Annotated in this window: 24 protein-coding genes and 1 pseudogene; 17 read left to right on the top strand and 8 right to left on the bottom strand. The window is 69.3% G+C overall.

Features of this window, described 5'->3' with window-relative positions; genetic code table 11:
- Positions 1–35 precede the first annotated feature (35 nt).
- Genes AC07OQ_RS14730 through AC07OQ_RS14670 form a run of 13 tightly spaced genes read left to right on the top strand, consistent with a single transcriptional unit; the run spans position 36 to position 12208 of the window.
- Positions 36–932: a VOC family protein gene (locus AC07OQ_RS14730; RefSeq protein ID WP_495053877.1), complete on the top strand. Its 897-nt coding sequence runs from the start codon at positions 36–38 to the stop codon at positions 930–932.
- 11 nt (positions 933–943) lie between these two features.
- On the top strand, positions 944–1822 hold the full coding sequence (locus tag AC07OQ_RS14725; RefSeq protein WP_495053876.1) for a CoA transferase subunit A: 879 nt from the start codon (positions 944–946) through the stop codon (positions 1820–1822).
- Between the two features lie 12 nt (positions 1823–1834).
- Entirely contained in the window at positions 1835–2605 is a 771-nt protein-coding gene (locus AC07OQ_RS14720) for a CoA-transferase subunit beta (protein ID WP_495053875.1), read from the top strand.
- A gap of 2 nt (positions 2606–2607) precedes the next feature.
- A complete protein-coding gene (locus AC07OQ_RS14715) occupies positions 2608–3501 on the top strand; it encodes an enoyl-CoA hydratase (protein ID WP_495053874.1) in 894 nt (297 codons plus the stop codon).
- Entirely contained in the window at positions 3498–4577 is a 1080-nt protein-coding gene (locus tag AC07OQ_RS14710) for an NAD(P)H-dependent flavin oxidoreductase (protein ID WP_495053873.1), read from the top strand. Before AC07OQ_RS14715 ends, AC07OQ_RS14710 begins: the two co-directional genes overlap by 4 nt.
- A gap of 20 nt (positions 4578–4597) precedes the next feature.
- Positions 4598–5353 carry an enoyl-CoA hydratase family protein gene (locus AC07OQ_RS14705; RefSeq protein WP_495053872.1) on the top strand — a complete coding sequence of 252 codons (756 nt, stop codon included), beginning with the start codon at positions 4598–4600 and terminating at the stop codon, positions 5351–5353.
- A gap of 13 nt (positions 5354–5366) precedes the next feature.
- Positions 5367–6542, top strand: coding sequence for an acyl-CoA dehydrogenase family protein (locus AC07OQ_RS14700; RefSeq protein WP_495053871.1), 1176 nt, complete (start codon positions 5367–5369; stop codon positions 6540–6542).
- Positions 6543–6557: 15 nt separating this feature from the next.
- Positions 6558–7628, top strand: a complete 1071-nt coding sequence (locus AC07OQ_RS14695) for an acyl-CoA dehydrogenase family protein (RefSeq protein WP_495053870.1) — start codon at positions 6558–6560, stop codon at positions 7626–7628.
- Positions 7629–7647: 19 nt separating this feature from the next.
- Positions 7648–8811 carry an acetyl-CoA C-acetyltransferase gene (locus AC07OQ_RS14690; protein ID WP_495053869.1) on the top strand — a complete coding sequence of 388 codons (1164 nt, stop codon included), beginning with the start codon at positions 7648–7650 and terminating at the stop codon, positions 8809–8811.
- A gap of 1 nt (position 8812) precedes the next feature.
- Positions 8813–9688, top strand: coding sequence for an SDR family oxidoreductase (locus AC07OQ_RS14685; RefSeq protein ID WP_495053868.1), 876 nt, complete (start codon positions 8813–8815; stop codon positions 9686–9688).
- 30 nt (positions 9689–9718) lie between these two features.
- The gene (locus AC07OQ_RS14680; protein ID WP_495053886.1) at positions 9719–10504 is read left to right on the top strand and encodes an SDR family oxidoreductase; all 786 of its coding nucleotides are present in this window, start codon (positions 9719–9721) and stop codon (positions 10502–10504) included.
- Between the two features lie 7 nt (positions 10505–10511).
- On the top strand, positions 10512–10985 hold the full coding sequence (locus AC07OQ_RS14675) for a MaoC family dehydratase (RefSeq protein ID WP_495053867.1): 474 nt from the start codon (positions 10512–10514) through the stop codon (positions 10983–10985).
- A 20-nt stretch (positions 10986–11005) separates the two neighbouring features.
- On the top strand, positions 11006–12208 hold the full coding sequence (locus AC07OQ_RS14670; protein ID WP_495053866.1) for an acetyl-CoA C-acyltransferase: 1203 nt from the start codon (positions 11006–11008) through the stop codon (positions 12206–12208).
- A gap of 355 nt (positions 12209–12563) precedes the next feature.
- Here AC07OQ_RS14670 and AC07OQ_RS14665 read toward each other — a convergent pair whose 3' ends face one another.
- The 8 genes from AC07OQ_RS14665 to hydA all read right to left on the bottom strand — a co-directional run bounded on the left by AC07OQ_RS14665 (position 12564) and on the right by hydA (position 20359).
- A complete protein-coding gene (locus tag AC07OQ_RS14665; protein WP_495053865.1) occupies positions 12564–13334 on the bottom strand; it encodes a fumarylacetoacetate hydrolase family protein in 771 nt (256 codons plus the stop codon).
- Between the two features lie 13 nt (positions 13335–13347).
- Entirely contained in the window at positions 13348–14760 is a 1413-nt protein-coding gene (locus AC07OQ_RS14660; RefSeq protein ID WP_495053864.1) for an amidase, read from the bottom strand.
- Positions 14761–14770: 10 nt separating this feature from the next.
- The gene (locus AC07OQ_RS14655) at positions 14771–16063 is read right to left on the bottom strand and encodes a TRAP transporter large permease (RefSeq protein ID WP_495053863.1); all 1293 of its coding nucleotides are present in this window, start codon (positions 16061–16063) and stop codon (positions 14771–14773) included.
- Positions 16060–16725 (bottom strand): TRAP transporter small permease subunit, encoded by a 666-nt coding sequence (locus AC07OQ_RS14650; RefSeq protein WP_495053862.1) that lies wholly within the window; start codon positions 16723–16725, stop codon positions 16060–16062. Before AC07OQ_RS14650 ends, AC07OQ_RS14655 begins: the two co-directional genes overlap by 4 nt.
- A 50-nt stretch (positions 16726–16775) precedes the next feature.
- Positions 16776–17825: a TRAP transporter substrate-binding protein gene (locus tag AC07OQ_RS14645; protein ID WP_495053861.1), complete on the bottom strand. Its 1050-nt coding sequence runs from the start codon at positions 17823–17825 to the stop codon at positions 16776–16778.
- A gap of 46 nt (positions 17826–17871) precedes the next feature.
- A complete protein-coding gene (locus tag AC07OQ_RS14640; RefSeq protein ID WP_495053860.1) occupies positions 17872–18027 on the bottom strand; it encodes a hypothetical protein in 156 nt (51 codons plus the stop codon).
- A 155-nt stretch (positions 18028–18182) separates the two neighbouring features.
- Positions 18183–18932: an aspartate/glutamate racemase family protein gene (locus tag AC07OQ_RS14635; RefSeq protein WP_495053859.1), complete on the bottom strand. Its 750-nt coding sequence runs from the start codon at positions 18930–18932 to the stop codon at positions 18183–18185.
- Positions 18929–20359, bottom strand: a complete 1431-nt coding sequence (hydA, locus tag AC07OQ_RS14630) for a dihydropyrimidinase (RefSeq protein WP_495053858.1) — start codon at positions 20357–20359, stop codon at positions 18929–18931. Before hydA ends, AC07OQ_RS14635 begins: the two co-directional genes overlap by 4 nt.
- Positions 20360–20618: 259 nt before the next feature.
- Between hydA and AC07OQ_RS14625 the strand changes: the two genes are divergently transcribed.
- The 4 genes and pseudogenes from AC07OQ_RS14625 to AC07OQ_RS14610 all read left to right on the top strand — a co-directional run bounded on the left by AC07OQ_RS14625 (position 20619) and on the right by AC07OQ_RS14610 (position 23755).
- A complete protein-coding gene (locus AC07OQ_RS14625) occupies positions 20619–21347 on the top strand; it encodes a maleate cis-trans isomerase family protein (RefSeq protein WP_495053857.1) in 729 nt (242 codons plus the stop codon).
- A gap of 152 nt (positions 21348–21499) precedes the next feature.
- A complete protein-coding gene (locus AC07OQ_RS14620) occupies positions 21500–22216 on the top strand; it encodes a GntR family transcriptional regulator (protein ID WP_495053885.1) in 717 nt (238 codons plus the stop codon).
- Between the two features lie 186 nt (positions 22217–22402).
- Positions 22403–22547 (top strand): annotated as a pseudogene (locus AC07OQ_RS14615) (IS481 family transposase); the annotation flags it as partial.
- Positions 22548–22714: 167 nt separating this feature from the next.
- Positions 22715–23755, top strand: coding sequence for an efflux RND transporter periplasmic adaptor subunit (locus AC07OQ_RS14610; protein WP_495053856.1), 1041 nt, complete (start codon positions 22715–22717; stop codon positions 23753–23755).
- The last annotated feature ends 1 nt before the right edge of the window (position 23756 follow it).

The following is a 23756-nucleotide window of genomic DNA, read 5'->3' as shown; positions in this document are numbered from 1 at the left end:
ACAATCGATCTCGAGCGAAAGAAGGAGCAATGGCGATGATGAATATCCACGGTCTGGCCTATGTGGTCGCCCAGAGCAGGGACCTGCAGGGGTGGCGGCGCTACGCCGAACGGGTGCTCGGCATGATGTGTGCCGAGGCGCCGGACGGCGGTCTGCGCATCAAGATGGACGAGCGCCGGTTCCGCATCGCCGTGCAGCCGGGTTCGAGCGACCGCTACCTGGCCTCGGGCTGGGAGCTCATCGACGCCGCGGCCTTCGAGCAGGCGATCCGGACGCTGGAGGCGGCGGGCGTGCCCTACGAGCGCGGCTCCGCAGAGCTGGCAGGTCTGCGCTGCGTGCAGCAGCTCGTGCGGTTCGACGACCCCTCGGGCAACCGCCATGAACTGGTCTGGGGCTTCAAGTCCGACTTCGAGCGCTTCGTGTCGCCGGTCGGCGTGCCGCGCTTCGTCACCGGCGACATCGGCATGGGCCATGCCGTGCTGCCCGCGCCCAACTTCGAGGCGACGGCGCGCTTCTTCACGGAGGTCATGGGCTTCGGCCTGTCGGACCTGATGAACTTCCGGCCGGCCGGCCCCGACGGCCCGACGCTGCCGATCCATTTCATGCATTGCGCCAACGGCCGCCACCACAGCCTCGGGCTGGCCGGCTTCCCGGTCGACAGCGGCTGCGTGCACATCATGGTCGAGGTCGAGGACATGGCCGAGGTCGGCCGCGCGCTGGACCGCGTGGCGGCCCAGGGCGTGGCGCTGTCGGCGACGCTGGGCCAGCACACCAACGACCGCATGACCTCGTTCTACATGAAGTCGCCGTCGGGCTTCGACGTCGAGTTCGGCCATGGCGGCGCGGTCTGCGACTGGGGCCGGCATGTCGTCCACGAGTTCACGAAGGTGAGCCTGTGGGGCCATGACTTCACGATCGGGCAGAAGGGCTGAAGGACTGAATCATGGCGAACAAGCTGATGAGCGCCGCCGATGTGGTGGCGCAGCTGAAGGACGGCATGACCGTCGGCATCGGCGGCTGGGGGCCGCGACGCAAGCCCATGGCCCTGGTGCGCGAGATCCTGCGCAGCCCGCTGAAGGACCTGACCGTCGTCGCCTACGGCGGCGCCGATGTCGGCATGCTGTGCGCGGCCGGCAAGGTCAGGAAGCTGGTCTTCGCCTTCGTCTCGCTCGACTTCATCCCGCTGGAGCCCTATTTCCGCCTCGCGCGCCAGAGCGGTGCCCTCGAGGTGATGGAGGTCGACGAGGGCCTGTTCATGCTGGGGCTGAAGGCCGCCGGCATGCGTGTGCCCTATATCCCGACGCGCGTCGGCCTCGGCACCGACGTGCTCAAGCAGAACCCGGCGATCCGCCTGGTCGATTCGCCCTACGACGGCAAGCAATGGGTCGCGATGCCGGCGCTGCCGCTCGACGCGGCGCTGCTGCATGTGGACCGGGCCGACGAGCGCGGCGTCTGCCAGGTCAAGGGCCCCGATCTCTATATGGACGACCTGTTCGCACGCGCGGCCAGGAAGACCTTTGTCAGCTGCGACGAGCTGGTCGACGGCAGCCATTTCGAGCAGGACGACGAGGCCCGCTATGTGCACTGGGAACGCGCCCAGACCAGCGGCGTCGTGCACCTGCCCTGCGGTGCCCATCCGAGTTCCTGTGCGCCGCTGTACGGCTTCGACGTCGGGCATTTCAAGGCCTACGCCGCCAGCGCCAGGGAGCCGGGCGGCTGGCAACAGTATTTCGAGCGCTACGTGGCCTGCACCGAGCAGGAATACCTCGAGCGCGTCGGCGGCGAGGCCGCGGTGCGCGAGCTGCCGCTGCCGGTGTTCTGAAGGAGCGCGACGATGACGACTGAAACAACGCTGGTCGACCGCGTGATCTGCGCCGCCGCGCAGGCCTGGAAGGACGACGGCGAGGTGCTCGCCACCGGCATCGGCATCGTGCCGCGGCTGGCCGCCTCGCTGTGCATGGCCTCGATCAACCGCGATCTGATGATGACCGACTCCGAGGCCTGGATCGTGCGCGAGCCGGTTCCCGTCGGGCCGCGTGGCGACTACCGGGTCAGGCGCGAGAGCCATATGGGCTTCGCGCGCATCTTCGACAACGTCTGGAGCGGCAGGCGCCATGCGATGGTCGGGCCGACCCAGATCGACCGCTGGGGCCAGGCCAATATCTCGATGATCGGCGGCGACTATGCGCGCCCCAGGTCGATGATGCTGGGCGTGCGCGGCTTCCCGGGCAATTCGATCAACCACGCGAACTCCTTCTTCGTGCCCAACCACGGCCCCAAGGTCTTCGTCGCCGGCGAGGTCGACATGGTGGCCTCGGTCGGCTACAAGCCCGAGCGCCTGGCGCGCGGCTGGAGCCTCGACGAGATCGACATCCGCTGCATCTTCACCAACCTCGCGGTGCTGGACTTCGGCGGCCCCGGACGCCAGGCGCGCCTGCTGGCGCTGCACCCGGGCGTGACGGCGCAGCAGGTCCGGGACGCGACCGGCTTTGCGCTGCATGTCCCGGCCGAGGTGGCGACGACGCCCGATCCGACGCCCGAGCAGCTCGCGCTGCTGGCGCGCCTCGACCCGCACAACTTGCGCGCCACCGCGCTGGGGGCCTGAGCATGAGCGAGGAGTTCGTCCAGCGCGAGGACCGCTCGGTCTACGAGACCGACGCGCCGGTGCTCTACGAGGTTCGCGACGGCATCGCGACCGTCACGATGAACCGCCCGGCGTTCAACAATGCGCAGAACTCGCAGATGACCTATGCGCTCGACGCCGCCTTCCGGCGCGCGGTCGACGACGACGCGGTCAAGGTCGTCGTGCTGCGCGGCGCCGGCAAGCATTTCAGCGCCGGCCACGACATCGGCACGCCGGGGCGCGACATCGACAAGCCCTTCGAGCGCACCCATCTCTGGTGGGACCACACCAACAAGCCCGGCGCCGAGCAGCTCTATGCGCGCGAGCAGGAGGTCTACCTCGGCATGTGCCGGCGCTGGCACGACCTGCCCAAGCCGACCATCGCGATGGTGCAGGGCGCCTGCGTCGCCGGCGGCCTGATGCTGGCCTGGGTCTGCGACCTGATCGTCGCCAGCGACGATGCCTTCTTCCAGGACCCGGTCGTGCGCATGGGCATCCCCGGCGTCGAGTATTTCGCCCATGTGCACGAGCTGAACCCGCGCATCGCCAAGGAGTTCCTGTTCCTCGGCGAGCGCATGAGCGCCGCGCGCGCCGCGCAGCTCGGCATGGTCAACCGCGTCGTGCCGCGCGACGGGCTCGAGGCCGAGGCCCACGCGATGGCCGCGAAGATCGCCGCCCAGCCGCGCCTGGGCCTGTCGCTGACCAAGACCGTGATCAACCGCATCGAGGAGATGCAGGGTCTGCGCGGCGCGATGGACCTGGCCTTCGGCTACCACCATTTCGCGCATGCGCAGAGCCAGCTGCTCGGCGCCGGCGCGCTCGGCGGGCATGACGCGAAGTCGATGGTCCAGGCCAACAAGCAGGAGTCGGCGCGATGAGCGCGAATGCCCTGCACACGCCGCTGTGCGATCTGCTCGGCTGCGAACTGCCGGTGATCCAGACCGCGATGGGTTATGTGGCCGGTTCCTCGCTGGTGGCGGCCACCTGCAATGCCGGCGGCTTCGGCTTCCTGGCCGGCGCGACGATCGCGGCCGAGCGCATCGAGGCCGAGATCCTGCGCGTCAAGGCGCTGACCGGCGACAAGCCCTTCGGCCTGAACTTCCACATGTTCCAGCCGAACGCCCAGCAGTTGCTGGACCTGGCGGTCAAGCACCGGCTGCGCGCCGTCAGCTATGGCCGCGGCCCCGACAGATCGGTCATCGGCCGGTTGCGCGACGCCGGCATCGTCTGCATGCCGACCGTGGGCGCGCTCAAGCATGCGCTGAAGGCCATCGAGATGGGCGCCAACGTCATCACGGTGCAGGGCGGCGAGGGCGGCGGCCATACCGGCAGCGTGCCGACGACGGTGCTGCTGCCCCAGGTCGTCGACGCGGTGCGGGTGCCGGTCGTCGCGGCCGGCGGCTTCTACGACGGCCGCGGCCTGCTGGCGGCGCTGGCCTACGGTGCCCAGGGCATCGCGATGGGCACGCGCTTCCTGATGACGCGCGATTCGGGCGTGCCCGAGACGACGTTGGCGCGCTATCTGGCGGCCCGCGACGCCGAGAAGATCGCCGTCTCCCATCTGGTCGACGGCATGCCGCAGCGCATGATCCCGAACGAATACCTGGCGATGCTGGAAAAGGCCTCGCCGCTGAAGCGGCTGCGCATCGCGCTGGGCCTGGCGCTGCAATGGAAGGCCCAGACCGGCATGACCAGCGCCCATGCGCTGAAGGTGCTGTGGCAGGGCCTGCGCAGTGGTTCCGACGGCGCCGGCGGCATCGCCGAGACCGTGATGGCCGCCAACGCGCCGATGCTGCTGCAGCGCTCGATGGTCGAGGGCCGGCCCGCCGACGGCGTGATGTCGGCCGGCCAGGTGGCCGCGCTGATCGGCCGCCTCGACTCCTGCGAGGACGTCATCGCCGGCATCGCGGCGCAGGCCACCGAAAGGCTGCGCGCGCTGGCGCCGGCCGCTTGAAGAAGAAAGTCATCAATCCCATGTCAGAACAATTCACGACCCAGCTGCACGACAACGGCGTTGCCGAGGTGGCGCTGAACCGCCCGCCCGTCAATGCGCTCAACGCCGCCGGCTGGCAGGCCCTGGCGGCCGAGATCGCGGCGCTGGGCGAGAACCCCGCGGTGCGCGTAATCGTCGTCCGCGCCGAGGGGCGCGGCTTCTGCGCCGGCGTCGACATCAAGGAGCTCGCGGCCGACTCCGGCCTGATCGTCGCCGTCAATGCCGGCAACTACGCCACCTTCAAGGCCGTGCACCTGAACCGGGTGCCGGTGATCGCGGCCGTGCAGGGCTTCGTGCTGGGCGGCGGCATCGGCATCTGCGGCGCCGCCGACATCGTCATCGCGGCCGAGGACGCCAGCTTCGGCCTGCCCGAGGTGGACCGCGGCGCGATGGGCGGCGCGGCCCATCTGCAGCGCATGTTCGGCGTGCAGAAGACGCGCTACCTGTTCTTCACCGGCGAGATGATCGGCGCGGCCGAGGCGCTGCGCCTGGGCGCCGTCGAGCGCGTCGTGCCGCGCGGCGAGCTGCGCGACACGGCGCTGGCCATCGCCGCGAAGATCGCCGCCAAGAGCCCGACCATGATCCGCATCGCCAAGGAGGCGCTGACCGGCATCGAGGACGGCAATCTCGAGAGCAAGTACCGCTGGGAACAGGGCTTCACGCTGCAGGCCTATATGAGCCCGGATTCGGCGGAAACGCGGCAGGCCTTCGTCGACAAGCGCGAGGCCAGGTTCTGAGCGGAGCGCGACGATGGAGCTGAACTACACCCCCCAGCAGCGGGCCTTCCGCGCCGAGCTGCGCGACTGGCTGGCCCGCCATGTGCCGCGCGAGGCCTTCGCGAGCTATGACACGCGCGCCGGCTTCGAGCAGCACCGCCGCTGGGAGGCCGAGCTGGCCGCCAGCGGCTACAGCAGCGTCACCTGGCCCCAGGCGCTCGGCGGCCGTGGCTGCGACCTGATCGAGTGGCTGATCTTCGAGGAGGAGTACTGGGCCGCCGACGCGCCGCAGCGCGTCAACCAGAACGGCATCCTGCTGCTCGGGCCGACGCTGATGGAGTTCGGCACGCCGGAGCAGCAGGCGCGCTTCCTGCCGCGCATGGCGCGCTGCGACGATATGTGGGCCCAGGGCTGGAGCGAGCCCAACGCCGGCTCGGACATGGCCGCGATCGCCAGCCGCGCGGTGCCGAGCAGCGATGCGTCGGGCGACCATTACGTCGTCAACGGCCAGAAGACCTGGTCGACGCGCGCGCTGTTCGCGAACTGGATGTTCGGCCTGTTCCGCAGCGACCCGAAGTCGAGCCGCCACCATGGCCTCAGCTACCTGCTGCTGCCGCTCGATGCGCCGGGCGTGACGATCCGGCCGATCCAGGCGCTCAACGGCAAGCAGGCCTTCGCCGAGGTGTTCTTCGACAATGTGCGCGTGCCGGTCGAAAACCGCATCGGCGCCGAGGGCCAGGGCTGGCAGGTCGCGATGGCCACGGCCGGCTTCGAGCGCGGCCTGCTGCTGCGCTCGCCGGCGCGCTTCCAGCGCACCGCGCAGAAGCTGGTGACGCTCTATCGCAAGCACCAGGCCAGCGCCGACCGCGACCCGGCGATCCGCGAGGCGGTGGCGCGCGCCTGGATGGGCGCCGAGGCCTACACGCTGGCCTCCTACCACACGGTCAGCCGCCTGCAGCAGGGCGCCAGCATCGGCGCCGAGTCGAGCACCAACAAGATCTTCTGGTCGGAGCTCGACCTCGAGATGCACGAGACCGCGATGCGCATCCTCGGGCCGCGCGCCGAATACCTGCCCGAGGCGCCCGATGCCGAGGCGGCCGAATGGCTGGAGGGCTTTCTGTTCGCGCAGGCCGGGCCGATCTACGCCGGCAGCAACGAGATCCAGCGCAACATCATCGCCGAGCGGATGCTCGGCCTGCCTAAAGGCTAAGGAAGGTTGAGCAGCATGGACTTTTCATTCACCGCCGACCAGCAGGCCTTCCGCGACTCGATCGCGCGCTTCCTGATGATCGAAGCCGCGCCCGAGAAACTGCGCGAGCAGTGGCAGACCGACGCCGGCCGCTCGCCGGAGCTGCGCGCCAAGTTCACCGAGCTGGGCCTGACGGCCCTGTCGGTGCCCGAGGCCGAGGGCGGCCTGGGCCTGGGCGATCTCGACTGGTCGCTGATGACGCAGCAGCTCGGCTATTTCGCGATCCCAGATTCGCTGCCCGACACCGCCTATCTCGCCGCCGGCCTGCTGGCGGCGCTGCCGCCGGAGCATCCGCTGCGCGCGGCCTGGCTGCCGCGCATCGCCGACGGCAGCGCCCGCATCGCGGTCGGCCACCCGGTCAACCCCTGGGTCGCCGATGCGCACCTGGCCGACCTGCTGCTGCTGGCAAGGCCGGCGCCACAGGGGATCGAATGGCATGCGCTGGAGCCGGCCCGGGTGCAGATCGCGAGCTGCCCCAGCATCGATGCGTCGCGCCGGCTGGCGCAGCTGGCCTGGAGCGGCACGCCGGCCAGCCGCTTCGCCGAGGCGGCGGCCGGGCAGCAGCTGGCCGACGCCGCGCTGGACCGCGGCGCGCTCAGCGTGGCCGGGCAACTGCTGGGCCTGGCCCAGCGCATGCTCGACCTCGGCGTCGACTACGCGGCCCAGCGCAAGCAGTTCGGCCGGCCGATCGGTTCCTTCCAGGCGGTCAAGCACCACCTGGCCGACGTCGTCACCAGGATCGAGTTCGCCAAGCCGGTGCTGTACCGCGCGGCCGTCGCGCTGGCCGAGCAGCAGCCGCAGCGCGCGCTGCGCGTCTCGCATGCCAAGCTGGCCTGCGCCGAGGCGGCGTGGAGCGCCGCGCGCAAGAGCATCCAGGTGCATGGCGCGATGGGCTATACCTGGGAGGTCGATCTGCAGATGTTCATGAAGCGCGCCTGGGCCCTCGATGCGGCCTGGGGCGACCGTGCCTTCCACAAGGCCAGGCTGGCCGACGCGCTGCTGGCCGACGGCGCGCCGCTGGGCCCCGGCGCGACCTTCAACCCCTGAATCTCAACGGAATCTCATCATGGCAGAAGCCTATATCGTGGACGCCCTGCGCTCGCCGACCGGCAAGCGCAAGGGCTCGCTGGCCGCCGTGCATGGCGCCGACCTCGGTGCCCATGTGATCAAGGCCATCGTCGAACGCAATGCGATCCCGGCCGAGGACTACGACGACGTGATCTTCGGCTGCGTCGACACGATCGGCGCGCTGGCCGGCGACATCGCGCGCACCGCCTGGCTGGCCGCCGGCCAGCCGCTGGGCGTGCCCGGCACCACCGTCGACCGCCAATGCGGCAGTTCGCAGCAGGCCGTGCATTTCGCGGCCCAGGCGGTGATGAGCGGCACCCAGGACGTGGTGCTGGCCGGCGGCGTGCAGACCATGAGCAGCATCCCGATCTCCTCGGCCATGCTGGCCGGCCAGCCGCTGGGCTTCACGACGCCCTTCGCCGAGAGCCGGGGCTGGCGCGCGCGCTTCGGCGACGCGCCGGTCAACCAGTTCTATGCCGCTCAGCGCATCGCCGACCATTGGGACCTGTCGCGCGAGGCGATGGAGCTGTTCGCCAAGGAGAGCCACGACCGCGCGCTGCGCGCGATTCGCGAGGGCCGTTTCGACCGCGAGGTGCTTCCTTATCCGTTGGCAGGGGGCGATTTCCGCATGGACGAGACGGCGCGCGACAGCACGCTGGAGAAGATGGCGACGCTGGAGCCGGTCGACCCCAGCTATCCGAAGATCACGGCCGCCGTCTCCAGCTCGACCTGCGATGCCGCGGCCGCGCTGCTGGTCGTGTCCGAGGCGGCGCTGAAGCGCTACGGCCTGAAGCCGCGCGCCCGCATCCACCATCTGAGCGTGCGCGCCGACGACCCGATCTGGCATCTGACCGCGCCGATCCCGGCGACCGAGCGGGCGCTGCAGAAGGCCGGCATGCAGCTGGCGGACATCGATCTGGTCGAGATCAACGAGGCCTTCGCCTCGGTCGTGATGGCCTGGCTCAAGGAGACCGGCTATCCGCACGAGCGCACCAATGTCAACGGCGGCGCGATCGCGCTGGGCCATCCGCTGGGCGCCTCGGGCGCCAAGCTGATGACGACGCTGCTGCACGAGCTGGAGCGCCGTGGCGGCCGCTACGGGCTGCAGACCATGTGCGAGGGCGGCGGCCAGGCCAATGTGACCATCATCGAAAGACTTTGACATGGGAATTTGCGAGCAACGCACCGTCATCATCACCGGCGCCGGCGCCGGCCTGGGCCGCGCCTATGCGCTGGCCTTCGCGGCCGAGGGCGCCAGCGTCGTCGTCAACGACATCCGCCTCGAGGCTGCGCAGGGCGTCGCCGACGAGATCGGGCGCGCCGGCGGGCGCGCGATCGCCAATGCCGGCGACATCACGACGATGGCCGGCGCCCAGGCCATCGTCGACGCCGCGCTGGCGGCCTTCGGCGAGGTCCATGTGCTGGTCAACAACGCCGGCATCCTGCGCGACAAGATGTTCGTCTCGCTGAGCGAGGACGACTGGGACGCGGTGATGCGCGTGCACCTGAAGGGCCATTTCTGCCTGGCCAACCTGCTGGGCCGGCGCTGGCGCGATGCGGCCAAGGCCGGCAGGGCGGTCGACGCGCGCATCATCAACACCAGCTCGGGCGCCGGCCTGCAGGGCTCGATCGGCCAGTCCAACTACGCGGCCGCGAAGGCCGGGATCGCCGGCCTGACCCTGGTGCAGGCCGCCGAGATGGCGCGCTACGGCGTCACCGTCAACTGCCTGGCGCCGGCCGCGCGCACCGCGATGACCGAGGGCGCGATGCCCGGCCTCGTGAAGAAACCCGAGTCCGGCTTCGATGCCTGGGACCCGCTGAACGTGGCCAGCATCGTCGTCTGGCTCGGCAGCCCCCTGTCGGCCCATGTGAGCGGCCGCTGCTTCGAGGCCAAGGGCGGCGAACTGTCGGTCGCCGACGGCTGGCATACCGGCCGCATCGTCGACAAGGGCGTGCGCTGGTCCCCGGCCGAGCTGACGTCGGTGGTGGACCGGCTGATCGCCGAGGGCCGGCCGCCGCAGCAGGTCTACGGCAGCTGAGCTATTTCCAAAGAGAACCCCGTCATGGCAATGAAACCCGCTCCCGATTACGTCCCGGCCCATGGCCTCATGCGCGGCAAGTCCGTGCTCGTCACCGCCGCGGCCGGCGCCGGCATCGGCTATGCCGTCGCCAGGCGCGCGGCCGAGGAGGGCTGCCGCGCGCTGTATGTCTCCGACGTGCACGAGCGCCGGCTTAACGAGGCGGTCGAGACGCTGCGGCAGGAGACCGGCCTGGCCGCCGTCTACGGCCGGCTCTGCGACGTCAGCCGGCAGGAGCAGGTCGACGCGCTGGTGGCCGCGGCCGAGGACCGGCTCGGCGGCGTCGACGTGCTGATCAACAACGCCGGCCTGGGCACCTCCCGTCGCGTCGTCGAGATGCCCGACGACGAATGGCACAAGGTGATCGACATCACGCTGACCGGCACCTTCCGGATGACGCGCGCGATGCTGCAGCGCATGCAGCCGCGCGGGCGCGGGGTGATCGTCAACAACGCCTCGGTGCTGGGCTGGCGCGCCCAGGTGGAGCAGGCCCATTACGCCGCCGCCAAGGCCGGCGTGATGGCGCTGACGCGCTGCGCCGCGATGGAGGCAGCCGAGTTCGGCGTGCGCATCAATGCGGTCGCGCCGTCGATCGCGATCCATGCCTTCCTGAAGAAGTCGGCCAGCGAGGAGCTGCTCGACCAGCTCGCCGCCAAGGAGGCCTTCGGCCGCGGCGCCGAGCCCTGGGAGGTGGCCAATGTGATGGTCTTCCTGGCCAGCGACTATTCGAGCTATATGACCGGCGAGATCGTCTCGGTCAGCTCGCAGCGCGCCTGAGTTCGCGATGAGCGCACGATTCGATTCCATCGCCGCGGTGCTGGGCGCCGTCGGCCGGGACCTGGGCGCGACCGACTGGATCATGATGACGCAGCCGCGCATCGACACCTTCGCCGACGCGACCGGCGACCACCAGTGGATCCATGTCGACCCGGTGCGCGCCCAGGACGGCCCCTTCGGCGCCTGCGTCGCCCATGGCTATCTGACGCTGGCCCTGGCCAATTTCTTCCTGCCCCAGCTTGTCGCCTACGACCGGCTGAAGATGGGCGTCAATGTCGGCTGCGAGCGCGTGCGCTTCCCGGCGCCGGTCAAGGTCGGCGCGCGCATCCGCGGCCGCGGCACCGTGATCTCGGCCGAGCCGGTAGCGCTGGCCGGCGCCGACGGCGTGCAGGTCGTCGTGCGCATCAGCGTCGAGATCGAGGGCGCCGACAAGCCCGGCTGCGTGGTCGACACGATCAGCCGCCTCTCCTTCCATTCCTGATTCCCAACGAACCCGCCTTTATGAACGAAGCCGTCATCGTCTCCACCGCCCGCACGCCGATCGGCAAGGCCTATCGCGGCGCCTTCAACGACACCGAGGCCCCGGTGCTGGGCGGGCATGTGATCCGCGCCGCGCTGGCCAGGGCCGGCGTCGAGGGCGGCGAGGTCGGCGACGTGATCCTCGGCATCGCCGCGCAGCAGGGCACGCAGGGCTACAACCTGGGCCGGCTGTGCGCCTACACCGCGGGCCTGCCCGACAGCGTCGGCGGCATGGCGATCGACCGCATGTGCGCCTCCGGCCTGATGAGCATCGCCAGCGCGGCCAGGAGCATCATGGTCGGCGAGCATGAGATCGCCGTCGCCGGCGGGCTGGAGTCGATCTCGCTGGTGCAGAACCAGCACAAGAACGGCTACCGCGCTCAGTCCAGGGCGGTGCTGGAGGCGATGCCGACGGCCTATATCCAGATGATCGAGACGGCCGAGATCGTCAGCGAGCGCTATGGCGTCTCGCGCGCGGCCCAGGACGAGTATGCGCTGCGCAGCCAGCAGCGCACGGCCGCCGCGCAGCGCGCGGGGCTGTTCGCCGACGAGATCGTGCCGCTGGCGACGAGCAAGCAGCTGTTCGACAAGGAGGGCCAGGTCGCCGGCACGCAGCCGGTGATGCTGGCGCAGGACGAGGGCAACCGCGCCGACACGACGCTGGACAGCCTGGCCGCGCTGAAGCCGGTCTGGAAGAAGGGCCAGTGGGTGCCCGAGGGCCGCTGCATCACGGCCGGCAATGCCTCGCAGCTGTCCGACGGCGCCTCGGCCTCGGTGCTGATGAGCGCGGCCGAGGCGCGGCGCCGCGGCCTGAAGCCGCTGGGCATATATCGCGGCGTCGCCGTCGCTGGCTGCGCGGCCGACGAGATGGGCATCGGCCCGGTGTTCGCGATCCCCAAGCTGCTGCGGCGCCATGGCCTGACGGTGGCCGACATCGGCCTGTGGGAGCTCAACGAGGCCTTTGCCTGCCAGGTGATCCATTGCCGCGACCAGCTGGGCATCCCCGACGAGCGGCTCAATGTCAACGGCGGCGCGATCGCGATCGGCCACCCCTTCGGCATGTCGGGCGCACGCCTCGTCGGCCATGCGCTGCTCGAAGGCCGGCGCCGCGGCGTCCGCTATGTCGTCGTCAGCATGTGCATCGGCGGCGGCATGGGGGCGGCCGGCCTGTTCGAGCTGAACTGAACTGCCGAGCAATCAACCGCGCCTTGTCCGGGAACACTGCACGGTCATCGGTACCGCGGACTCGGGTACGGCGGCGGCGAAGGTTGGACCAAAAAAGCTCGTGCTGCAATGGCCTCCGTGTTCGCCGAGGTGGTGTCCATCGGGTGCTGCGTCTGGAACAACTGCCGCATGCCCATCGCCACCTTCTTGGTCGGCATGCCGCACTCGGGGTCGCGATGGTCGATTGCGGGCAGGCCGACGGTCCGCGCGGTGCGGTCGAGCCCCAGGCGCGGCCCGGGACATGTGGGCAATGGCGGCTACCGGGACGCTGGTCGAGCGAAATCGTCGTCTTGCCTCCCTGCCGTTGCCGACCGTCCTACAGCTGGACTTCGGCCCGGCCGATGCCGGGGAACTCGGCACTCACATGCTCGCCCTCGGCGGCGAGCGGCAGGCCGCACCAGGTGCCGGTCGTGAGCACCGTGCCCGCTCGCACCGTCCTGCCGCCCCGGGCGGCATGGCGCAGCCAGGCGGGCAGCAGCCAGGCGGGGTCGCCCATGGAATGGGTACCCTTGAATTCCAGTGGCGGCCGCGTGCCGATGGTGACGCGGCAGATTTGCGCAGCCCAGTCGCGCGCTTGTTCAAAGGGCCGCCAGGCGCCCAGCACCAGCGCGCCATGCGATTGCAGATCGGCCAGCTTGGCCAGCGCTGGCGCCTCCAGGGCTTCGCTCCAGCGGGAGTCGACCAGTTCGATCGAGACGCACATGGCGTCGATCAGGAGCGCGGCCGATGCCTGGTCGAGTGCAGATGCGTGCGCGGCAGTCACGTCGCGGCCGATGCGCAGCGCGATCTCGGCTTCGATGCCGCGCAGATGGAAATGCCGGTGGCGCGCGTCGGCCGGGCTGGCCCAGACGCCGGCCGGTGGCAGCGGTGCATGGGTCACCGGCGCGTCGCGCGAGGGGCCGCCCGATTTCCAGTGGCGCGGGGCGCTGCCTTGCCTTTCGTCGTCGTCGAACCAGCGCAGCGCTCGTGCCACGCCGTCTTGCACCGCATAGGCGCTGGCGGTGTCCGGCAAGGTCGGGGCGGCGGCGCTGCGCTGGCTTCGGCGCGACCGCACCAGGGCCTGCACGGCTTGATCGAGGGTCGTCATCAAGGTCTCGCTTTCACAGTTGCGGCCAGCGCTCGGCCCAGGGCGCGGCCTCTTCGTAGGCGCTGCCGAGGTCCAGCAGCAAGTCATCGCCGCCGTAGGGTCCGATCAATTGCAGTCCGATCGGCAGACCTTCGCGCGAAGGCGCGGTCGGCAGCGCCAGGCCGGGCAGGCCCGCGGCGTTGACCCAGCCGGTGTAGGCGGCGTGGCCGCGCGGCCCGACCTCCTGGCCGTCGATGTGGGTCGGGTAGGCCTCGTGCGCCGGCCAGGGAAGGGCAGCGGCAGCCGGCATGGCAATCACATCGACGCGCTCGAACATGGCCGCGCATTCGCGGCGCAACCGCGTCACCCGCTCCATGATCTGCCAAACGCGTGCGCCCGAGACGCGGCGTCCGGCGTCGGCCGCCACGCGGTACTTGAGGCTGGCCCGTTCCTCCCAATCCGGGTGTTGCTCGAACATCGCTGCCAGCCCCACCTGACCGATCTCCGGCCATGCCTGCATGAGGAAGCTGACGTCCAATGGCAAGGCGCCGTCCTCCACCCGGTGGCCGAGGGCGGCGAGCGCCCGCAGGGCGGTGCGGCAGTTGGCCGCGATCTGCGGGTCCAGCGGATTGGCGTTGAGATGCTCGACGTACAGCACCCGCAGCGGCCCGGCCGGGCGCGGCCACCGAGTCGCCGCCCAGGCCGCGGCCTGCGAGGAGCGGTCCTGCGGCGCCGGACCACGGAGGGCATCGAACAAGAGGCGGACGTCGGCCACCGTGCGGCCCACCGGCCCGATGCAGTCGAAGTCCAGCAGCAGGCCGGGCAAGGCATGGTGGCGCGGCCAGGCGCTGAGCGAAGGCTTGAGCCCCACCAGCCCGGTGTGCGAGGCCGGGCGGCGGATCGAACCGCCACCGTCCTGCGCGATGGCCAACGGGCCCATGCCGGCCGCAACTGCCGCTACCGCGCCGCCACTGGAGCCGCCCGGCGTCAACTCGGGTGCCCATGGGTTGCCGGTCACGCCGAACAGCGGGTTGGCGGTGTAGCCATCGTTGGCGAACTCGGGCACGTTGGTCTTGCCCAGGATCAGCGCGCCGCCGGCGCGTGCGCGCGCCACCGCCAGTTCGTCGAAGCCGGGGCGGTGCTCGGCCAGGGCCGCGGTGCCGCAGGTGGTGGGCAGGTCGGCCAGGTACAGGCTGTCCTTCACCGTCAGCGGGATGCCGTCCAGCGCCGATAGCGGCCGGCCTTGGGCAAAGCGCCGGGCGCTGGCCTCGGCCTCGGCCAGCACCGCAGCGTCGCGCCGCGACACGACGGCATTGAGGCGCGGGTTGACCGCGTCGATGCGCGCCTGGATGGCCTGCACCACCGCCACCGGACTCAGGCTGCCATCGCGATAGCGGCGCTGCAGGGTGGTGGCGGACAGGGCCCAGAGTGCTGTTGGCTCGTTCATCGGCATGGTTCTACATCTTCCCTGGCAGCCAGATGGCCAGGCCGGGAACGGCCAGCAGCAGCAGGGTGAACAGAATCATGATCAGCGCGTAAGGCAGGGCGCCCCAGATCGCATCTTCCAGCCCGCCCTTGTCGGGTCGGATGCCGTGCACCACGAACAGGTTCATCCCCACGGGCGGCGTGATCAGGCCAAGTTCGCACATCAGCACGATGAAGATGCCGAACCAGATCGGATCCACCCCAAGCGCCACCGCGATCGGGTAGGTGATCGGGATGGTCGCCACCTGCATCGACAGGACGTCCATGAACATGCCCAGGATCAGGTAGAACACGATCAGCGCCAGGATCAGGCCGGTCGCCGACAGGCCTTGGCCGGCCACCCACTTGGTCATCGCCTCCGCCACGCCGGTCAGGCTGATGGTCAGATTGAGGATGAAGGCCGCGGTGATGATCAGGAGGATCATGCCGCTCACCCGTGCGGTGGAGATGAAGCAGGTGCGCAGCACCTCCCAGCTCAACTTGCCCGACTGCCAGACGAACAACAGCGCGGCGATCACGCCCAGCGCCGCGCTCTCGGTCGTGGTGGCGATGCCGAAGTACAGGCTGCCCATCACGATGCCGAACACGACCAGCGGTGGCACCAGGTAGCGCAGCACGCGAATGCGCTCGTCCAGCGGCACCTTCTCCTCGCGCTTGACCTCGCCGCTCATCACGCTGGAGATCCAGATCCACAGCATGAAGCAGCAGGTGAGCAGGATCCCCGGGATGATGCCGGCGATGAAAAGCTTGCCGATCGAGTTGTTGGTGAGCGAGCCGTAGACGATCATGTTCACGCTCGGCGGGATCAGGATGCCCAGCGTGCCACCCGCGGCCAGCGAGCCGAGCGAGGCACGCATCGAGTAGCCGCGCTTGTGCAGCGAGGGGAGCGCCACCGTGCCGACCGTGGCCGCGGTGGCCACCGAGGAGCCCGATGTCGCGGCGAACAGCGCACAGCTGCCGATGTTGGTGTGCAGCAAGCCGCCCGGCAGCCGGCCCAGCCAGGCCGACAGCGCGATGTACATCCGGTCGGCAATGCCTGAGCGCAGCAACAGTTCGCCCAGCAGCACGAACAGTGGAATGGAGGTCAGCAGGTTCTCGTTCTGCACACCCCAGACCACGGGCGCGATCGAGTCCATGAAGGGCACGCCGTAGGCGGCGATACCACCGACGATACCCACGAGCGCCATCGAGACGGCGATCGGGATGCCCACCAGCATCAGGCCGATCATGGCCAGGAAGGCGAAGCTGATCATGGCGACGTTCATGGCTGCACTCCTTGTTGTGCGCCGCCTTGGCGCACGGCGAGATCTTCCAGCTCTTCCTTGAGTTCTTCCTTCGCACTCTTGGGGTGGAAGTCGCGGTTCAGGAAGTCGAGTCGACGGTTCAGCAGCAGCATGGTGGCGCGCACCGCGTAGCCGATGGCCACCAGCGCGAAGATCACCAGGCCCGCATACCAGACGGCCTGCGGATAGATCAGCGGCGTGGCCCAGGGCGTCTGCGCGGTGCTGCGATACTGGAGCGTGTCGCCGATCACCTTGAAGGAGATCCAGGCGATGAAGGCGCCCAGGGCCGCCAGCGCCACGATCGACAGCCAGTTGAGCAGGGCCTGCGTGCCGCGTGAGAATTTCTCGTGGAACACGTCGACGCGGATGTGGTTGCGCCCCATCAGCGCCAGGCTGAAGGCGATGGTGGAGCCGACGGCCAGTGCGTAGCCGCCCAGTTCGTCGGCGCCTTGCAGCGAGACATTGAACAGCTTGCGGCTGATCGTCTCGACCGCGACCACCACCGACAGCAGCAGAAAGATGCCGCCGAAGACGGTGGCCAGCAGGGTTTCGATGCGGTCCTTCATATTGATGCTCTTCTCGATGGCCGGGGCTGGCTGGGCCGGGGCGGCGCCCGGCGTGTGCAGTGAGGGTGCGGCGCTCATGTCGGGTTCTCCTTTGAGGCTGTGCCGGGGGGGCGGCATCTATCGGGTCCTTATTTCAGGCCGATGACCGGCGCGACGGTGGCGTACCACTTCTGCGAGCAGCCCGGATTCGACTTGTCGCACACCTCGGCCCAGGCCGGCAGCGAGACCTTGCTCACCGCGCTGCGCACCAGATCGCCGTCGGCCGGCGTCACCGCCACGCTGGTGAGCTTGAACTTCTTGCCGGTGCTGCAGGGGTCCTTGCCGGCATTGCAGCTGAGCGCGTCCTGGAAGAGCTCTTCCGAGTATTTCCAGATATCGTCGGTCAGGGCGGTGAAAGCGGCCTGCAGCTTGGCCTGCTGGTCGGGCTTCAGGCTGTTCCAGGCCTTCATCGAAATGGCATAGCCGTTGAGTGCCATCTGGAAGCCCAACGGCAACTGGTGCGTCGTCACCTCGGGCCAGCCGGCCGAGTTGGCGCTCGAGGGCCCGGTGATGGCGCAATCGACCACGCCCAGCGACAGCGACTGGTGCGTGTCGGCAAAGGACACCGGCACCGGCGTGCCGCCGGCCAGCTCGATGAACTTGGCCAGGTTCTGGTCATAGACGCGCACCTTCATGCCCTTGATGTCGGCCAGCTTGCTGATCGGCTTCTTGCAGAACAGGATCTGCGGGCCGAAGGGCCACACGCCCAGCAGCTTCACGTTGAACTGCTGCTGCAGGCGGGCATCGACGGTGTCGAAATAGGCCCTGGAGACCTTGCGGCCGGTCGCGTAGTCGGGGCTGGCGCCCACCAGGTCGAGACCCAGCAGGGTGGGCTCGTCGCGCGAGTTCTGCGAGACGCGCAGCGAGACGATGTCGAACAGGCCGGCCTTCATCACGCGCAGCTGCTCGGTGTCCTTGATGCCCAGGGTGTCGATCGGCTTGTAGTCGGCGTCGATCGGCAAGCCGGTCCTGGCGGCGAACTGCTCGAAGAAAGGCTGCTCCTTGTTCTTCTGGATCAGGCCGGTGGCCAGCGGCTGCCCGATGACCTTGAGTTTGATGCGATCCTGCGCCTGGGCGGGCAGGGCCAGGGCAGCGGCGACCGCCAGGGCCGGGAAGAGGTGGATGAGTTTCTTCGTCATGATGGACGGCTCCGTGAGGGTTGGGAAGGGACGGACGGCGGGGGAATCAGTATCCGAGCGTGCGCGGCAGAGCCGTCACGATCGAGGGGAAGAACATGCAGACCACGAGCACCGCATACATCAGCGCGATGAAGGGCCAGGCACTCTTGACCGGTTCGCGCATCGAGACCTGGGTGACACCGCAGACCAGGAACAGCACCACGCCGACTTCTTGAATACCTGGTCCACCGCGAAGTTGCCGGCGATCTGCAGCTTCTGCTGGGCGACGCTGGGGAGGGTGACGCTGGCCAGGGCGGCGGTGAGGGCGCGAAGGATTCTGGGGCGACGCATGGAAGTTCTCGCGAAAGATTGAATGCTTCAGGAATGGTGTTTGAGCAGCGCGGCGATGGCCGGCGGCAGTCCTTGATGGGCCTTGGCCGGCGGCGGCGCGAAGCCGCCCAGGCATGCGCGCCCGGCCTGCAGCGCGACCAGGCTTTGCGCATGGCGCACGGCGCTGGACACGCCATCGACCGCCGGCACCGGCAGCCTGCCCCGCAGGCTGCGTGCCAGGCCCGCCAGGGGGGCACCGGCCAGCACGATGACGTCGGCGCCATCCTCGCGCACGCAGCGTTCGGCCAGCGCCACCAGGCGATCGCCCTGGTCGTCCTGTACGCGGCCGATGTCCGCCAGCGGCTCGTCCAGCGCCCGGATGCTGGCCAGGCGACCGGCCAGGCCATAGGCCTGCACGGTCTCGCGGTACCAGGCTCGAATGCGCTGCGAGATGGCCACGATGGAAAAGCGCTGGCCCAGCAGGCAGGCGCTGGCCAGCGCCGCTTCGGTGAGGCCGGTGACAGGGCAGGGCAGCACCTCGCGCAGACCCATGAGCCCGGGGTCGCCGAAGGCGGCAACGATCACCGCGTCGAAGCTTGCGTGGTGCTCGGCCGCCAGTTGCGCAGCGGCATAGGCGCCGATCAGTGCCTCGAAGCGGGTCTCGATGTAGGCCACGCCGAAGGGCGCCGTCAGCACCTCCACGCTGTCGCCGGGCGCCATGCTGCGCTCGGCCTCGGCGCGGATCAGCGCCGAGACGCTGTCCGAGATGTTGGGGTTGATGAGCAGCAAGCGCGTCATGCCGCTGCTCCGTTGGAACGTCTCGGCATCAGGCTGGGTGCGCCGCAAGCCAGGAAGCGGCCGCGGCCGGGACGGGCGTGGAAGGCGCGGCCATCCCACACCACATCCCCGCCGGCCAGGGTGAGGGCCGGCCACGCGCGCAGACGCTGGCCGGCGTAGGGCGTGTAGTCGACCGCATGGTGCAGGTGCTCGTTGGAAAGCACGAACTCGCGCTCTTCCCAGATCACGAGGTCGGCATCGCTGCCCACGGCGATGGTGCCCTTGCGCGGATGCAGCCCGTAGGCCTTGGCCGGGTTGGTGGCGGTGAGTTCGACAAAACGGTTGAGCGTCATGCGTCCACCCAGCACGCCCTCCGAGTACAGCAGCGGCATGCGCGTCTCGATGCCGGGGATGCCGTTGGGAATGTGGCGAAAGGGCATCTCCTCGCCGCCCGGCTTCTTGCCCTCCGGAGCGTCGTACTTGAAGGGCGCGTGGTCGGAGCTGAAGACGGTGAACAGGCCGTCGTTGAGTCCGGCCCAGATCACGTCCTGGTTCGCCTTGTCGCGCGGCGGCGGGCTGCACACGCATTTGGCGCCGTGGTAGCTGTCGTCGATGCCGAGGTCGGCCGCCGTGAGGAACAGGTACTGGGGGCAGGTCTCGGCAAACACCGACAGGCCATGCGCGCGTGCCCAGCGGATCTGTTCCACCGCCTCGCGGCCCGACACATGCACGATCAGGATCGGCACGTCCACCAGCTCGGCCAGCGCGATGGCGCGGTGCGTGGCCTCGCGCTCCACCAGCATCGGCCGCGCCTGCGCATGAAAGCGCGGCGCGGTGCGGCCGGCGGCTTCGAGCCGCTTGGTCAACCATTCGATGCAGTCGGCGTTCTCGGCATGGATCATCGCCATCGCGCCGTGCTGGCGCGCCACCGACAGCAGGTCCAGGATCTGGCCGTCGTCCAGCTTGAGATCGTCATAGGTCATGTAGATCTTGAAGGAGGTGTAGCCTTCGCGGATCAGCGCGGGAAGCTCCTCGTTCAGCACCTGCGGCGTGGGGTCGCTCACGATCAGGTGGAAGGCGTAGTCCACATGCGCCTTGCCTTCGGCGCGTTGGTGGTAGTCCTGGACCGCGGCGCGCAGCGACCGACCCTTTTGCTGTGCGGCGAACGGGATCACGGTGGTGGTGCCGCCGCAGGCGGCGGCGCGGGTGCCGCTGTCGAAATCGTCGGCCATCTTCACCGGCGGCGCCATCGGCTGGTCGAGGTGGCAATGCGCGTCGACGCCGCCCGGCGTGACCACGCGGCCGGCGACGTCGATGTCGCGCTTGCCGGCCGGCAAGCCCTGGCCGAGTTGCACGATGCGGCCGCCCCGGATGCCGATGTCGGCCTCGAAGGTGTCGGACGCGGTGGCCACGCGGGCGCGCCGGAGAAGCAGATCGAAGCTGCTCATGAGAAGGTGCTCTTGGCACCATTTGCGTGCGATATGTTCGACATTGATGTTGACATCATGTTTGGCTTCACTGCTTCTGGCCCCTGCTTGGTGCGTGTTGGGCTGTTTCCCCAGGGATGCGCTCCGTCACGCAAGCTTCGCGCCAGTGTTGGATGCCTGGATGAATTGGGTGTCAACATAATCGTCAACAAAATAAATGAAGGTAATGGTGTTAACACCATTGTCGACAAAAAATTGGACCCAGGGCAGAATGCCGCCCATGAACAAGACCGCCCGGCTCGGCGTGCTCACGCCGTCCTCCAATACCGCGCTGGAACCGCTCACCAGCGCGCTGGCCGCCGCCGTGCCTGGCGGCTGCAGCGCCCATTTCTCGCGCTTCAAGGTGACCGAGATCGCACTGTCCGAGCAGGCCCTGGGGCAGTTCGACGACAGCAAGATCCTGGCAGCGGCCGAATTGCTGGCCGATGCCAAGGTCGACGTGATCGGCTGGAGCGGCACCTCTTCGGGTTGGCTCGGCTTCGAGGCCGATCGGCGCCTGGTCGATCGCATCCGCGAGCGCACCGGTATCGCCGCCACGACCGCCGTGCTGGCATTGAACGAGCTTCTGGCGCTGCGCGGCATCACGCGCATCGCTCTGGTCACGCCCTACACGGCCGATGTGCAACAGCGCATCGTCGAGAACTACGCCCGGCTGGGCATCGAGGTGGTCGCCGAGCGGCACCTGGGCATCCGCGTCAACCACGACTTCGCGCTGGTCGGGCCCGAGCGCCTGCGCGAACTGATGCGCGAGGTCGCCGCGGCGCGGCCGCAGGCCATCACCACCTTCTGCACCAACCTGCGCGCGGCCGCCTTGGCCGAGTCGGTCGAGGCCGAACTCGGCATCCCTCTGCTCGATACCGTCAGCACCACGGTCTGGGGCCAGTTGCGTGCGGCCGGTGCCGACCCGGCCACTGTTCGCGGCTGGGGTGAGCTCTTCTCATGGCGATGAGCGACGATGACTCGCTGCGCGCCGCCCTCGAAGACGGTGGCGGCTCGGTCCGTACAATGGCCGGCAGCTCCGCGCGCGCCGGGCGTTCTTCCTTGTCCTCGGCGCGGGCGCGGCCTTCCGCCAACCATCACACGCACGACGATCACGCGCACATGCCGCCGACCCGAACCGCCCGCCGCGGTGCTTCGCAAGCCCGACTGCAGCGCGAGAACGCGCACGACGAGATCTACGAGAAGATCTACGTGGCCATCCTGGAACACCGACTGCACCCCGGCACCAAGCTGGTGGAGGAGCGGCTGGCCGAGATCTTCAATGTCAGCAGGGCGCGCATTCGCGAAGTGCTGGCCCGGCTCGCGCATGAGCAGATCGTCGAGATCTATCCGCAGCGCGGTGCCTTCGTGGCGCGTCCGACCATTGAGCAGACGCTCGACGTCTTCGAGGCGCGCCGGCTGATCGAGCCGGCCGTGCTGCGCCGGCTGATCGAGACGCTTACGCCGGAGAAGCTGGCCAAGCTGCGCCAGCACCAGGAACTGGAGCTGGACGCGCGCCGGCGCGACGACAAGCGTGCGGTGATCCGCTTGTCGGGCGAGTTCCACTCGTTGGCGGCCGATCTGGCCGGCAACACCGCGCTGGCGCGCAACATGCGCGAGCTGTCGGTGCTGACCTGCCTGATGATCTTCCTCTACGACGCGCCTACCGCCACCAGCTGTCGCGCCGACGAGCACTCGCAGATCATCGATGCGATCGCCAAGCGCGACGTGGCGCGCGCGGAGCGGCTGATGCTGGAGCACCTGGACCACATCGAGGGCAGCATGAAGCTGGAGTCCAACGAAGAGCAGGTCGACCTGGAAGCGATCTTCAAGGCCTGATTCGTCGTCGCTGGCTGGCTCGCTCGCGAGCGTCTTTTGCCAGGCTGGCGGTGCCATGCTGTCGCTTGACGCCACCGCCATGCCGCCCCGATGTTTCGGGGCTTTGAACATGGGGCAGATCTCGTAGCGCACGCACCGACGAAGTACATCAACGGGCAGCAAGACGCGGCGGCGCATGGTGTCGGCGGCCGCCGCATCGCTGGCGACCCGCACCAAGAACCACAGCCGCGGCATCGGCTGGGACGCGGTGCACCTGGCCATCGACGGTCACTCGCGCGTCGCCTTCGCCAGGCTCAAGCCGGATGAGGGCGTGCAAGGCTGCGCCGAGTTCCACGGCCGTGGCAAACTGCAGATATCGTGCGAGCGCCGGGACCGCTTGCCGGAAGTTGAACGTCTTCTGGCGCGGGCAACCGGCGCATTCTGGAAGGCTGCCGCGCTGATGGCGATGGCGCTTGAGCCATCAACACCGCCGGTGAACCCAGTGACCAAGGATTTGTCTTGGAGCGGAAAACGGGAATCGGCCTCGCCCTGACCACCCTGGCGGTGGCGTCGGCCGGCATTGCCTGGTTTCAGTGGCCGGTGCGCGTCGAGACCGCGCGTTCGGTGCGTGGGCCCGCGATCGAGGCCGTGTATGCCACGGGCATCGTCGAGCCCACGGTGATGGTACCCGTGGCGCCGCGCAGCGGCGGTCGACTGGCGGCAGTCAACGTCGAAGAAGGGGAGCAGGTGCAGCGCGGGCAGATCCTCGCGCGGATCGAATCGGCCGACCTGGAGCATACGGTGCGGGAAATGCTGGCGCGCGAGGAGTTGGCGCGGACACAGTACAAACGCACCCGCGACCTGGTGGCTCGGAACTTCATCTCGGCAGCGGAACTCGACCGCACGCGCATGGAGTACCAGGCGGCGCAAGCCGCCGTGCTGCGTGCCCGGGCCCAACGCGACTACAACATGCTGGTGGCACCCGCCGACGGCACCGTGCTGCGCCGCGACGGCGAACTCGGTCAGTTCATCGCGGCCGGCCAGACCGTGCTCACGCTGGCCTGCTGTGCGCCGCTGCGCGTGAGCGCCGAGGTGGACGAGGAGGACATTGCCCGCGTTGCCGTCGGTCAGAAGGTGGTCATGCACACCGACGCGCTTCCGCAGCGCTTGTTCGACGGCGAGGTGGCGGAGATCACGCCCAAGGGCGACCCCGTGTCGCGCAGCTACCGCGTGCGCATTCGCTTCGCCGATGCGGCCGCCGGCAGCGCCGCGCCGCTGCGCGCCGGCATGACGATGGACGCCAACCTGGTCGTGGCGCGGCGTGAAGCCGCCTTGCTCGTTCCCAACCGGGCGCTCAAGGGCAATCTCTTGTGGGTGGTGGAGCAAGACCGGCTGCGCCGCCGGGAGGTGAGCAAGGGCGTGAGCGGCACCGAGCGCACCGAGATCGTGAGCGGGCTCGGGGAAGGCGAAGCGGTGGTGCTCTCGCCCGCAGACGGCTTGCGCGAGGGGCAGCGCGCGCATGCCGCGCCGGCGTCGGCCGCCGCGTCCGCGACGCGCTGAG

Source organism: Roseateles sp. GW821-FHT09B06 (assembly GCF_059418245.1).
This window is presented reverse-complemented; position numbering and strand designations above follow the sequence as displayed.